At 49.0% G+C, this 13,327-nt stretch carries 14 protein-coding genes; 5 read left to right on the top strand and 9 right to left on the bottom strand.

Annotated features, from left to right (window positions below; genetic code table 11):
- The first annotated feature begins 117 nt into the window (after positions 1-117).
- The gene (locus tag EFBL_RS13605; protein ID WP_096182659.1) at positions 118-1,104 is read left to right on the top strand and encodes a 1-aminocyclopropane-1-carboxylate deaminase/D-cysteine desulfhydrase; all 987 of its coding nucleotides are present in this window, start codon (positions 118-120) and stop codon (positions 1,102-1,104) included.
- Between the two features lie 43 nt (positions 1,105-1,147).
- Here EFBL_RS13605 and EFBL_RS13600 read toward each other — a convergent pair whose 3' ends face one another.
- Positions 1,148-1,831 carry a sporulation protein gene (locus EFBL_RS13600; protein WP_096182658.1) on the bottom strand — a complete coding sequence of 228 codons (684 nt, stop codon included), beginning with the start codon at positions 1,829-1,831 and terminating at the stop codon, positions 1,148-1,150.
- Positions 1,832-1,919: 88 nt separating this feature from the next.
- The gene (locus tag EFBL_RS20620; protein WP_165912638.1) at positions 1,920-2,060 is read right to left on the bottom strand and encodes a hypothetical protein; all 141 of its coding nucleotides are present in this window, start codon (positions 2,058-2,060) and stop codon (positions 1,920-1,922) included.
- Positions 2,061-2,232: 172 nt separating this feature from the next.
- Here EFBL_RS20620 and uptA point away from each other — a divergent pair, with 172 nt between their 5' ends.
- Positions 2,233-2,823, top strand: a complete 591-nt coding sequence (uptA, locus tag EFBL_RS13590; RefSeq protein ID WP_096182656.1) for an undecaprenyl phosphate transporter UptA — start codon at positions 2,233-2,235, stop codon at positions 2,821-2,823.
- A gap of 180 nt (positions 2,824-3,003) precedes the next feature.
- The gene (locus tag EFBL_RS13585) at positions 3,004-3,702 is read left to right on the top strand and encodes a polysaccharide deacetylase family protein (RefSeq protein ID WP_096182655.1); all 699 of its coding nucleotides are present in this window, start codon (positions 3,004-3,006) and stop codon (positions 3,700-3,702) included.
- Positions 3,703-3,746: 44 nt separating this feature from the next.
- On the opposite strand, the gene EFBL_RS13580 is transcribed toward EFBL_RS13585, so the two are convergent.
- On the bottom strand, positions 3,747-3,977 hold the full coding sequence (locus EFBL_RS13580; protein WP_096182654.1) for a hypothetical protein: 231 nt from the start codon (positions 3,975-3,977) through the stop codon (positions 3,747-3,749).
- Positions 3,978-4,077: 100 nt separating this feature from the next.
- Positions 4,078-4,206, bottom strand: a complete 129-nt coding sequence (locus EFBL_RS21690; RefSeq protein WP_269432705.1) for a hypothetical protein — start codon at positions 4,204-4,206, stop codon at positions 4,078-4,080.
- A gap of 165 nt (positions 4,207-4,371) precedes the next feature.
- On the opposite strand from EFBL_RS21690, the gene EFBL_RS13575 reads away from it, so the two are divergent.
- A complete protein-coding gene (locus EFBL_RS13575) occupies positions 4,372-4,602 on the top strand; it encodes a hypothetical protein (RefSeq protein ID WP_096182653.1) in 231 nt (76 codons plus the stop codon).
- A gap of 65 nt (positions 4,603-4,667) precedes the next feature.
- On the opposite strand, the gene gltB is transcribed toward EFBL_RS13575, so the two are convergent.
- Positions 4,668-9,266, bottom strand: coding sequence for a glutamate synthase large subunit (gene gltB, locus EFBL_RS13570; RefSeq protein ID WP_096182652.1), 4,599 nt, complete (start codon positions 9,264-9,266; stop codon positions 4,668-4,670).
- A 174-nt stretch (positions 9,267-9,440) separates the two neighbouring features.
- Between gltB and gltC the strand changes: the two genes are divergently transcribed.
- A complete protein-coding gene (gene gltC, locus EFBL_RS13565; protein WP_096182651.1) occupies positions 9,441-10,343 on the top strand; it encodes a glutamate biosynthesis transcriptional regulator GltC in 903 nt (300 codons plus the stop codon).
- Between the two features lie 164 nt (positions 10,344-10,507).
- Here gltC and EFBL_RS13560 read toward each other — a convergent pair whose 3' ends face one another.
- The 4 genes from EFBL_RS13560 to spoIVB all read right to left on the bottom strand — a co-directional run.
- On the bottom strand, positions 10,508-10,840 hold the full coding sequence (locus tag EFBL_RS13560; protein ID WP_096182650.1) for a type II toxin-antitoxin system PemK/MazF family toxin: 333 nt from the start codon (positions 10,838-10,840) through the stop codon (positions 10,508-10,510).
- A complete protein-coding gene (locus EFBL_RS13555) occupies positions 10,834-11,070 on the bottom strand; it encodes an AbrB/MazE/SpoVT family DNA-binding domain-containing protein (protein WP_096182649.1) in 237 nt (78 codons plus the stop codon). Before EFBL_RS13555 ends, EFBL_RS13560 begins: the two co-directional genes overlap by 7 nt.
- Positions 11,071-11,260: 190 nt before the next feature.
- A complete protein-coding gene (spo0A, locus tag EFBL_RS13550; RefSeq protein WP_096182648.1) occupies positions 11,261-12,028 on the bottom strand; it encodes a sporulation transcription factor Spo0A in 768 nt (255 codons plus the stop codon).
- Positions 12,029-12,310: 282 nt separating this feature from the next.
- Positions 12,311-13,327, bottom strand: a 1,017-nt coding sequence (spoIVB, locus tag EFBL_RS13545; protein WP_231705807.1) for a SpoIVB peptidase, incomplete at its 5' end; no start/stop codon positions are given.

Here is a 13,327-nt window from a genome sequence, read left to right as displayed (position 1 = left end):
AATTTGTTCGCACTCCTGTTTTGGGGGTGAAACAATAAATGGCCCTAGTCAAGAGACTGGAGCCAGCAAGGGAAATTTAATTCCGAGAAGCTATTTTTACTATATGGAGGTGAAAGGATGTCAGGTTCACCCGTCCCTGCCCCACTCTCCCTGGCTGCAGTTCCTACCCCTATGCACCGGCTGCACCGGCTGTCCGAAGCGTTTGGCACAGAAGTATGGATCAAGCGGGATGACATGACAGGCGACATGGCAACCGCCGGCAACAAGATAAGAAAGCTTGAGTACCTGTTGGCCGATGCCCTTCAGAAAGGAGCCGACTGTGTTGTAACCACAGGCGGACCCCAGTCCAACCATACCCGGGCTGTCACCGCTCTGGCTGTCCGGCTGGGCATGGAATCTGTCATAGTAGCGGCAGGGAGGGATCCGGGAACCCGCAGGGCCAATCTTCTGATGAACGAGCTGATGGGAGCCCGCATTCTGTTTAGCGAAACCTATTCACCGGCGGATCAGGAGGCTGCCTTGCTCAGAACCTGTCGGGAACTTGCAGCTCAAGGCCGTAAGCCTTATTTGATTCCGGTTGGCGGTTCCAACGGATTGGGCACTCTTGGATACATTCGTGCCTATGAAGAAATGTCCCGTCAAAGAGAGGACGGCGGTCTGCAGTTTGATTGGATATTCGTGACCGTTGGCTCCGGAGGGACTTATGCCGGCTTGTTGCTTGGGCAGTATCTCACATCTTCAAAGCAGACACAGCCCGAAAAGATTGTCGGAATCAGCACATGGTTAAACCGAAATGACAGTATCCGCCTTGTCGCTTCCTGTCTCACAGAGGCAGCGGATTGGATCGGCGGTTCTCCGCCTGTTTCCCCATACATAGAAGACAGCTATCTTGGCAAAGGATATGGTGTCCCGACAGAGGGGTGTCTGGAAGCGATCGCTTTGCTCGCAAGGACAGAAGGGATCTTTCTTGATCATGTATACACCGGGAAAACCATGGCGGCACTGCTCGATTATATAAAAAAAGGGGTCGTGCGGCCCGCAGATCGGGTTCTCTTCTGGCACACCGGCGGAGCGACGGGAATCTTTGCAAGGGAATGGAGATAGATTGCAAAACTGGGGAAGATCGCTTGGACCTTCCCCAGTTTTGTCAGATGTCTATTTGCAGCGCATTTCTCAAAGAAACGGCAATGTCAATCTCTTTATGGATGTCGATTGGAACAGGATCCCGACCTTCAACCCGCAATTCAGTCCTTACCAGGCCATTTGCCTGATAAAATTGAACCGTCAGTTCCCGAACATCCGAATCGTTCTCTTTGCCGGCCACAAAATCAAACTCCTGCACACGGCCATTCCAGTAACGGGAGTCCAATTTTTCATGATATCCCAGTTCGCTTAACGCCTTCAACAGTGTCATCTGCTCCTGGTTTGGTTGAACGATGATAGCTTCCATTTCCAAAGAGTCTTCCACGCAGTGAGTAGAGATCCGGCTGGGATACATCTTGGGTCTGACGTAGTAACGGATTGCATGTGTTGATACGGGCAGCCACTGGGGCAGCCGGTAAGAAAAGGGAAACTCAACTAGTTGGGTGTCTTCAGAGACCCTTACAGGTTGGGACTTAAATTCTTCGATCTTTTGCTCGACCACTTCGTCTTCCAGTTGGGCCTGCAATACAAATTCAACGTCAATGGTATTGTCAGCGCGCTCAGCGATTTCCCGCCACAGCATAAAACTGCCTGTAAGCATTTCCCCGGCGGGAATCAAGTTTCGGTCAAGCTTGAGGACAATCTCCGGATGGTCGCTCCCAAGCTCAGCCATTGAGTTATTCAGCACCCCGATTCCTCCATTCAGTATGACCCTTACTCCCAGTATACATCAAGATGCGGTTTAAGGCACGAAGGAAATACGGCAAACCTGAATTTCAATCCTTGACAAACTCGTACTGGGCAGGGTCTTTCGCCTTGAACGGTCCGCTGCTTCCCATGTGGCTGAAAAAGCTTTCTCCAGCAGGCTTCCCTTCGATCGAGATCATGACTTCTTCATACCCGAAAGGCTTTAGCATCAAGGGTATCGCTTCCGCAATCAGGCTTTCTGCGGTTGACCCTTTGGAAGTGTTTCTGATTATTTTGGATGGTATTATATGACAGACCCTCGACTGAATTTGTTTCGTCCTCTTGCCATTCGGAGCCTGGGCTGATAAGATAATCTCGCATCCAACCGAAAAGGGGAGAGCCATGAAAGAATTCATATACACAGTTTTGACCGCACTTACCGATCTCGGTTACCTCGGGATTGCTCTCGGGCTGATGATTGAAGTGATCCCCAGCGAAATTGTATTGTCATACGGCGGATTTATGATCTCACAGGGAAAAATCACCTTTGCGGGTGCTGTAATAGCCGGCACCATCGGCGGTGTCCTGGCCCAGCTTTTTCTTTATTGGGCGGGCTATTACGGGGGACGTCCTTTCTTGGAGAAGTATGGCAAGTACGTGCTGATTCACAAGAAACATATCGATACGGCTGAAAACTGGTTTAACAAATACGGGTCAGGCGTGATTTTCTCGGCCCGCTTCATTCCGGTCGTTCGTCATGCGATCTCGATTCCAGCCGGAATTGCCAAGATGTCATTCTGGAAGTTTACCCTTTATACGACACTGGCCATCATCCCTTGGTCAATCTTTTTCCTGTATCTGGGGAATCAATTGGGAAGCAACTGGAAGCAGATTAACGAACTGGCCAAACCGTACATACAACCTGTAATTATTGCAGCCACTTTGCTTACGGTGCTGTACGTTGCCTACAGTATGTTCAAAAGAAAAAGGTAAAGGTAACCCCTTCCGGAAAGCTTGTCTCGGTTTGAGGCAAGCTTTTTTCAATGACTCAAACAACCAACTATTCCCGCTTGAAACAAGACATGCAATGCCTTTAAAGTAAACTCGTAACCCAGTATTGCATTCTTATAGATTGATCTTATCCCTGCATGGGTAGAAAAGGAGTGGCCAGTAATGAGACGATGGATTCTTATCGTGGGCCTGTTGGCAGCTTTGTTGCTTGTGGCTGCCCAGGTCTTTCCCGATAATCGTGCCACATTGGCTGAAGTTCCAGACAAAGTGGTCACACTTACCTTTGATGATGGGCCGGATCCGCGGTTCACTCCCGAGATTCTGAGGATCCTTGGAGACCGAAAAGTTCCTGCCACATTTTTTGTCATTGGAAAGAACGCTGTTGCAAATCCCGACCTGCTCAAACAAATTGTGGACCAAGGACATGTAGTGGCAAATCACACATACAACCACCCTCATTTGGAAGAATTGGGGAAAGAGCAAGTTTATGAGGAGCTATCGACTGTCGATGCGGCTTTGTCGGATTTGCTGGGTCCTTCCCCTCGCTTGTCGAGCTACTTTCGCCCTCCAAGAGGCAATCTAAGCCGCGAAATTCTTGCTGCTGTCAAGGATATGAACAAAGAGTTGGTACTTTGGAATGTCTGTGTGGAGAACCGCAGCACAACGACTCCGGAAGAAGTCAGGGAAAGGGTTATGAGTCTGGTAAAAGACCAAAATGGCGGCATCCTGTTGGCACACGACGGGGAATTGGACCGTACCCTGACGGTACAATCCCTTCCCTTGATTCTGGACGACCTGATTCGAGAAGGTTACCGGATCGTCCCCCTTGATGAATACCTGGAAATTGCCCGAAGTTTATGAGGAAGAAAAAACGCCCCTGACAACAGGGGCGTAAGTTATGGAGATCACACCAAAGATTTGATTTCCGAATTCACAAGCCGGAAAAACTTGTCAAGCACTTTGTCTTCCTGCTTGATTTCCTCAACGGAAAGTTTCTTGTCAGCCATCACTTCATGATAGAAAGTTCCGGTTTCCTTGTTCAGATAAAGGCGAATGTCCAGACCTTCTATCACCTTTCTTTCGCTTTCTGTAAGATATTTGTTTGAGAAGTTTTCAAAGTCAAATTCAATATTCATGGTTTGGCCTCCTGCCCAATTTGGTAGCTGTTCAGAATTACATTGTGATTCTTTTCACATTCTATCAGATTTTCAAATTCCAAAACAGAGAGGTTAGCCGCTATTTCTTGACAAATTCTTGAATCAGTAAAAACTGGTCAACCTCGTTTTTAACATATCCTTTTTTCTCAAAATTTAACCGCTCTTCCATCTGGTCAACAAACAACCAATGAACCAGGGCGCTGATCATAGAGCAACCTCCTCGGCGGATCATCTTTCACATTCCCTACTATATCGGGCAATTGTTAAGGGAAGATAAAGAAAGGATTAAGACTTTCTGATCTTGGGAAAATGTTTTATCATAATCTTTAAGAAGCGTTACATAAGCAAACTTTTTAACGAAAGGAAGCCGACCATGAAAACCAATGAAACAAACATTGACCAACTGCTGCAGGCAATCAGGGAAAAATGCGATTCTTTCCTGGAAGATATCGAATATGTTGGGCTGGATTCGAAGGGCTGTCCGTTATTTTCCGCCTTTGACGGGGTTCATAAACGGGAAATCGTTATCCGGGCCATCGAGAATCGTTTGGAAGCCGATTATGGGTATGGATACGACACAGTGATTACGACCCTCGAAGAATAGTATTAACGAAAAAAAGCAGAGGAATCCAATAGGGCTCCTCTGCTTTTCTGTTTCCCTGTCTGAATTTACGGGGCAAGAGTTTGCGGAACTTTCTTCCCGGTATCTTTTGATCCTTTCTTCTTGCTGTTTTCAAAGGATGCAAGCACCGCTTCTTCCGGACTCATACCGGTTTCCAGCAGCTCCTGGATGGATTCGATCATTCGCTTGTAATCCTTCGGAATGACTTTTATGAACTTCTTGGACGAATCCTGCCAGTTATCAAGGATCTCCTGTGCATGAAGGCTTGAGGTATAGTGTACATGCTTTTCAATCAGATTGCGGACTTCCGCAAGATCCGTTTCATCCGTAAGGGCTTCCAGATGAACCATCTCCTGGTTGCAAAGGTTCGCAAACGCACGGGCATCCTCCACATATACATAGGCGACGCCGCCTGACATTCCAGCCGCAAAGTTTTTGCCCACGGGTCCCAGAATGACCACACGTCCGCCTGTCATGTATTCGCATCCGTGGTCGCCAACACCTTCCACCACTGCGTGGACTCCACTATTCCGCACGCAGAATCGTTCGCCCGCCATTCCTCTGATATATGCTTCTCCTGCTGTCGCACCATAGAAGGCCACGTTCCCGATAATGATATTCTCTTCCGGAACGAAAGTTGATTCTTCGGATGGATACACTGCAATTTTGCCGCCGGAAAGTCCTTTCCCGACATAATCGTTGGCATCCCCTTCCAACAGGAGGGTAATCCCCTTCGGTACGAATGCTCCGAAACTTTGGCCCGCCGATCCTTTGAAGTGAAGCTGAATCGTATCTTCCGGCAGCCCTTCCGCTCCATACCGTTTTGTTACTTCACTGCCAAGAATCGTGCCCGTTACCCGATTGGTGTTGCGAATGGGAAGAGTGGTTTTGACGGGTTTTTTCTCTTTCAGAGCGGGTTCGCAAAGTTTCAACAACACCTGGATATCCATGGCCTGCTCCAGTTTATGATCCTGCGGACGTTGGAAATAACGCCCGACCTCGGCAGGTACATCAGGTTGGTACAAGAGAGGTGCAAGATCCAAATATTGAGCTTTCCAGTGGGATTTTGCCTTTTCACCCAGTTTCAGAAGATCAGATCTTCCAATTAATTCCTGCAGACTTCGATACCCAAGCTGCGACAGGATCTCCCGAACTTCCTGTGCCACAAACCGCATGAAATTCTCTGCGTGTTCCGGATCCCCCTTGAATCTCTTTCGAAGGTCCGGGTTCTGGGTGGCAACCCCAACGGGGCAAGTATCCGTATGACAGACGCGAGCCATCACGCACCCGATGGAAATCAAAGGTGCCGTAGCAAAGCCGTATTCCTCGGCTCCCAGCAGGGCTGCCGCAACAACATCCCGTCCGGTCATCATCTTGCCGTCTGTTTCCAGTATCACCCGGTCGCGCAGCCGGTTCAGCAGGAGGGTCTGGTGGGTTTCCGCCAATCCCAGTTCCCACGGCAGCCCGGCGTGTTTGATGCTGCTCTTGGGAGAAGCACCGGTTCCTCCATCATGACCGCTGATGACAATGACATCTGCAAGGCCCTTTGCCACTCCGGCCGCAATGGTGCCCACTCCGGCCTTGGAAACAAGCTTGACACTGATTCGCGCTGCCGGATTGGCATTCTTGAGGTCATGAATCAGTTGTGCCAGATCCTCAATGGAATAAATGTCGTGATGCGGCGGCGGCGAAATCAAGCCGACGCCAGGGGTCGAACCGCGAACTTCGGCGATCCAGGGATACACTTTGTTGCCGGGCAATTGTCCGCCTTCTCCCGGTTTAGCGCCTTGTGCCATCTTGATCTGAAGTTCATCCGCATTCACCAGATAATGGCTGGTTACACCGAATCGTCCGGATGCCACCTGCTTGATGCTGCTGCGGCGAGAGTCCCCGTTCTCATCCAGAATGTAACGATTCGGGTCTTCTCCGCCTTCTCCGCTGTTGCTCTTGCCGCCCAAACGGTTCATGGCAACCGCCAAAGTTTCGTGCGCTTCCCGGCTCAAAGATCCATAAGACATGGCCCCGGTCTTGAAACGCTTTACAATGGACTCTACCGGTTCCACCTCTTCAATCGGGATGGGCTTGCGATCTGATTCAAATTCCAGCAGATGCCGCAGGAAGGCAAATCGTTCTTCGTTTGCCATCTGCGAATACTGTTTAAACTGATCATAATCGTTTTCGCGACAAGCCTTTTGCAGGGCGTGAACAGTTTTCGGATTAAAGGTGTGATACTCTCCATCCTTGCGGAACTGAAAGTCGCTTCCTGTCTCAAGTCCCTTTTCTTCAGCCCCATCGCCAAAGGCCTGTTCGTGGCGCATGAGAGTTTCCCTGGCGATGATCTCAAGTCCGATGCCGCCAATTTGGGAGGAAGTGCGGGTAAAGTACTTGTCGATCACAGATTGGGAAATCCCTACCGCTTCAAAGATCTGAGCGCCACGGTAACTTTGAACGGTGGAAATGCCCATTTTGGACATAACCTTTATGACGCCTTCAGTTGCTACGCGCAGGTACGTTTCAACGACTTCGCTGTGGGAACCCCCAGAGAGAATTCCCGTATCCATCAGTTCTTTCAGGGATGCCATTGCCAAATATGGGTTAATGGCATCTGCCCCATAGCCGATAAGCATGGCAAACTGATGCACATCCCGTGCCTCCCCGGTTTCGATCACCAGGCTGACCCGGGTTCTGGTTCCCTGACGGACCAGGTGATGATGCAAGCCGCTAACCGCAAGAAGTGCAGGAATGGAAGCCCATTCTTTATTGATTCCGCGATCGGACAGAATGAGAAGGGAGTACCCTTCCCGAATCGCCTGATCCGCTTTTGCAAACAGTGCTTCCAGGGATTTCTCCAGCTCCGTTTCACCCTTTGCCGCTTGGAAAAGAATTGGCAAGGTCTTTGCCCGAAACTCTGAATACCCGTTGTGTCGCAGCTTTGCCAGATCCGCATCCGTTATGAGAGGAAGCTCCAGGCGGATTCTGCGGCAGTTGCTTCCGTCAGGATGCAAAAGATTGCCCTCTGATCCCAATGTTGTGGTCGCAGAGGTTACACATTCCTCTCGAAGCGCATCAATTGGCGGGTTTGTTACTTGCGCAAAAGACTGCTTAAAGTAGTTGTAAAGCAGCTGTGGCCTGTCAGAAAGCACAGCCAACGGCATATCAATCCCCATGGAACCGACGGGGTCTTTCCCTTCTGTGACCATGGCAGCCAGCATCTTTGTCAGTTCTTCCTGGGTGTAGCCATGAGCCTTTTGTAAACGGAGCAAGGATTCTTCCTCGGACGGGATTTCGTTATGGGAATTTGGCAGATTCTCAATCGGAATCAGATTTTGATTCAGCCATTCCCGGTAAGGGTGTTCACTCGCAACGCGTTCCTTGATTTCCGAATCGGAAATGATGCGGCCTTCTTCCAAATCAACCAGCAACATGCGACCGGGACTCAATCTGCCTTTGTAAACGACTTTCTCCTCCGGCACATCCAGAACACCCACTTCGGAAGAGAAAATAACCATATCATCGGACGTAACGTAATAACGGGCCGGACGAAGTCCGTTCCGGTCGAGAATGGCCCCGATTTGCCTGCCGTCAGTGAAAGAGATGGCAGTCGGTCCGTCCCAGGGCTCCATCAGGCAGCTGTGATATTCATAGAAAGCTTTCTTGGGATCGCTCATGCCGGCATCCTTGTCCCATGGTTCGGGAATCATCATCATTGCCACATGGGGCAGCGACCGGCCCGCCAGGGAGAAAAACTCAAAGCAGTTGTCAAGGATCGCCGAATCACTTCCGTCCATATCGATAATCGGTACAACCTTCTGAATGTCCTCACCAAATGCATCAGATACAAACAGTTTCTCACGGGCAAACATCCAGTTGATGTTTCCCTGGAGCGTATTGATTTCGCCATTGTGAATCAGATACCGGTTGGGATGCGCCCGTTCCCAGCTTGGAAAGGTGTTCGTGCTGAAGCGGGAGTGCACAACCGAGAAAACCGAAGCAAACTCCGGATGCTGCAGATCCTGATAAAAAGCGCCCAACTGTTCGGGTGTCAACAAGCCTTTGTATACAATTGTTCTACTGGACATGCTGGCCACATACAAGTCTTTTCCCGCTGCCTTTTCCAGGCGCTTTCGGATCACGTACAGTTTTCGTTCGAAAGCCATGGTGTTTTTGACATGATCCCCGGCCCCAATGAAAGCCTGCCGGATATAGGGCTGACTTTCGCGTGCGGTGGATCCGATTTTTTCCGGACGTACGGGTACGGTTCTCCATCCGAGAAACACCTGCCCCTCCTCCCGGGTGAGATCCTCCAGTTTCTGTTCATATTCGGCTCTCTGAGCCCCATCCTGCGGCAAGAAAAGCATGGCAACGCCATAACGGCCCGGAGCAGGCAGATCAATCCCTTGTTCCTTGCAATCAAGTTTAAAATAAGCATGCGGAACTTGCACCAGGATCCCGGCACCATCGCCCGTTTCGGGATCGGCACCCTGCCCTCCGCGGTGTTCCAAGTTGCACAACATCTCCAGACCTTGCTTTACGATAGTATTGGACGCATCTCCCTTGAGATTCGCGATAAATCCGATACCGCAAGCATCGTGTTCAAAAGAGGGATGATACAGACCCTGCGGTCCCGGCAACCCTGTTCTTGTCATTAGCCCCACTCTCCGTTCCTATAGTGATAACCCCTTGACTGTATCCAGTTCTCTCTAATCTGCTGGGGAATTTTATATTAATGTTATTTTAGTGTCGAATAACTCATCGAAACAATATATAATTCAGATAAAAACAATCACGTAATGAGATCAATTGATTCTGAGGGGATTCTTATGGAACTGAGGCAAATTGAATATTTTATCGAAGTGGCCAAGCGGGAGCATGTGACGGAGGCAGCGCACGCCCTGCATGTAGCCCAATCGGCCGTCAGCAGGCAAATTGCCAACCTGGAAGAAGAATTGGGAGTTCAGTTGTTTATCCGGGAAGGACGGAACGTCCGGCTTACACAAGTTGGAAAAATTTTCATGGAACACGTGATAACCGCACTGAAGGAACTTGACAAAGCCAAACAGGAGATCGAGGAGTTTCTGGACCCGGAAAGAGGAACCATTCGAATCGGGTTTCCCAGCAGTCTCGCGTCCTATACTCTTCCTTCCATTATATCGGCTTTTCGGAATCGGCATCCCCATGTTGGTTTCCAGCTGCGTCAAGGGTCTTACAAATATCTGATCCAAGGCGTCAGCAAAGGGGAATTTGACTTGGCTTTGGTAGGCCCCGTCCCCACTAATGAGAAAGAGGTAAAAGGCAAAATTCTGTTCCAGGAAAAAATCGTGGCCCTGCTCCCATGGAACCATCCGTTGGCCGATCAACCCTCCCTCCGGCTGAGTGAGCTGCAGAACGATTCCTTCATCCTGTTCCCCGAGGGATTTATCCTGCGGGATCTAGTCAATCAAGCTTGCCAGCAGATGAACTTCAAACCTAATGTTTCCTTTGAAGGAGAAGACATTGACGCAATTAAAGGCTTAGTCGCCGCAGGACTGGGGGTTACCCTGCTCCCGGAGGTCACCCTGAACGACAATTTGCCAACAGGTACTGTTCGCCTCCCGATCCGGGAGCCCAATATCACAAGAACGGTGGGGGTCATTATTCCGGCCAACCGGGAGCTTCCCCCTTCCGAGAAACTGTTTTACGATTTTCTGAAAGAGTTCTTTTCCGTTCTAAACAGGTTCGTTTAAAGAACAACACCCCTATCCACTGGTTTTGGAGAAAACCAATGAATTGGGGTGTCAACTAGCTAATCTTGGCTTCAATCCGAAGTTTGTCGGCCACCATCGCAATGAATTCGCTATTTGCCGAACAACAGCCGAAGTCTTATTCCAGCCATTGACGGTTCTTTAGTTTAGAGCAATGTGTGTAGTTTTGCCAGCGCATCTTCTACGATATGCTTTGGAGCTTGTCCAATCACGCGCGCGCGTCTGGCTCTCCAATCAAAGCTCCGTACTTGATCAACGAGAACAGCGCCGCTGCAGGCTAACCCATCCGGTAAAACAACTTCATACGGCCAGCCTTTAATTGTGTTTGTAATAGGACATAAGAGTGCAAATCCAGACAAATCATTAAAAGCGCGTGGAGAAAGCACAAGCGCCGGTCTACGACCGGCTTGCTCATGCCCTGCTTGCGGGTCGAAGTCGATGGTGACCAGATCCCCGCGATCAAGAGAACTGCTTACCATATCTCATTTCCTTTCGGTCCGTCTGAAAACACTTCTTCATGCCGATTCTCAGGTTTCACCAACGCTAGAAGAGATTCCAAAGTGTATTTTTTTGAGCGGCGAATTCTGATGTCGCCGTCTTCTACAAAAATCTCAATCGCTGTGCCATTGTCGAGTCCAACGTTCTCTGCCATCTGTGCCGGGATACGAACAGCCAAACTGTTTCCTGACTTGAAAACTGTCGTTTGCATTGTCATTCCTCCCCGTTTGGTATATACATAGTATACACATACGCAGAATTTGTCAAACCCATTTTTTCACGATGCGTGTAATGAAATCGTCCAGGTTCGCGTTAAGTGGAAGAGTTTTCCCATTTTTGACAATGTGATAATATGAGCGAAATTAATTATCAACTGCGCCAAAACGGAGTACTGGCGCCGCTTAACTTATTTTCGCTTCAATCCGCAGTTTATCGGCCACCATCGCGATGAATTCGGAATTGGTCGGCTTCGCTTTCCCTACGCTTACTGTGTAACCGAATACAGAGCGGATAGCATCAACATTCCCTCGCCCCCATGCAACCTCGATAGCGTGGCGGATTGCTCTTTCCACACGGCTTGGTGTGGTATTGTACTTGTCGGCAATCTTCGGGTAAAGAACCTTCGTAATCGATCCAAGGATTTCCACATCCTTGTATACCATCGTAATCGCTTCGCGCAGATAATGGTATCCTTTGATATGGGCAGGAACGCCAATCTCGTGGATGATATTGGTGATGGATGCATCGACATTCTTGCCTCTCGTCATGACCGGAGCTTGCTTGGAGCCGCTTGGAATTCGAACGACCTGGCGGATTCTGCTGATCAAAATATCCATATCGAAAGGTTTCAGGATATAGTAAGAGGCCCCCAATTCCACTGCACGCTTGGTAATTGTTTCTTGGCCGAAAGCGGTCAACATGATGACCTTGGGTTCGGGATGCAGGTTCATGCTTTGAATTTTCTCCAGAACGCCAATTCCGTCCAATACCGGCATAATGATATCCAATATCACAACATCAGGCTTGTGGGTATCAATCATCTCAAGTACTTCATTCCCGTTATAAGCAAGCCCAACAACCTGCATGTCCCGTTGTTCGGAAATAAAATCGTTCAGTAGATCGGCGAATTCTCTGTTATCGTCTGCGACCAATACTTTAATTTGACTCACAAAAGGGTCCCCCTTCACTGACCTTCAATTTTGCGGCAATTTCGATAGTAAAAAGTTTCGACATGGAGATGCCTAATCCTTCCAAGGATCAGGGTGATTATTCTGATAATTCATCTCGTACATTTTTCGACATTGGCTCTTGCTAAGAATCTTATTACTCATTTTCGAAATTTATGTCAGTCGATTTGTCGAAAAATATTTCGAAATTAGGTCTAAAGTCCTGTCTTTAAAAAGGCTGATTTAACAAGGTTTTCAACAAAAAACGCCCAGAAAAGGGCGTTGTTATGATGCTTTTGGTATTGCAGACTTGGTTGGAATCCCGGCTTCGTTCAACATCCATTCGATAAAAACGCCATACCCTTGCGTCGGGTCATTAACAAAAACATGAGTAACGGCGCCCACAATCTTTCCGTCCTGCAAGATCGGACTTCCGCTCATCCCCTGAATGATGCCGCCCGTTTGTTCCAGCAACCGAGAGTCGGTGATTTTAATAACCATGCTCTTGGTTGCGGGATACTTCTGCCGGAGCACATTAACGATTTCGATGTCGTATTCCTCCACTCTTTGTCCGTTCACAACTGTCAGAATTTTTGCGGGCCCTTCTTTTACCTGTTCCGCCAAAGCAATCGGCATCGCTTCGGTCACCTTCCCGTAATCGGGTATTTTCTTCATGGTTCCGAAAACTCCAAAGTCCGTGTTTTTGGTGATGGATCCCAATACGTTGTCTTCATCAATCATGGAGCCCCTTTTCTCTCCGGGTTGACCGCTCTCTCCCTTATCGATGGAGGTGACTCTGGAGTGAACAACCTGTCCGTCCTTTACGGCAATGGGCTGACCTGTATCCATATCGGATATCACATGACCCAGGGCGCCAAACACCTTGTGGTCAGGTGCATAAAACGTAAGAGTTCCGACACCGGCTGCAGAATCCCTGATGTACAAACCAATCCTGTACGTTTCAGTTTCTTTGTCCCAAGCTGGTTTTACATGCAGCCTGACAGCGGATCTGGAGCGAATTACGGTAACTTCCGCATCCCGTTCATCCTTGCCTGCCTTGTTAATCAACATCGCGGCTTGTTCCACACTTTCCGTTTTCCTCCCGTCGATTTCGGTAATCACATCCCCAACTTTGATACTTGCCTCTTCCCCGGGCGAAAAAGACCGTTGTGGAGTTTTTACCAGATTATAACCGACTACCATGATGCCGTTGGATTTGATTTTCACACCAATGGATTGACCTCCCGGGATTACTTTGATGTCGGGTACAACACTGACATGTACGGATTTGACAGGGAGAAT

This window comes from Effusibacillus lacus, assembly GCF_002335525.1.
Classification (GTDB): Bacteria; Bacillota; Bacilli; order Tumebacillales; family Effusibacillaceae; genus Effusibacillus; species Effusibacillus lacus.
This window is presented reverse-complemented; position numbering and strand designations above follow the sequence as displayed.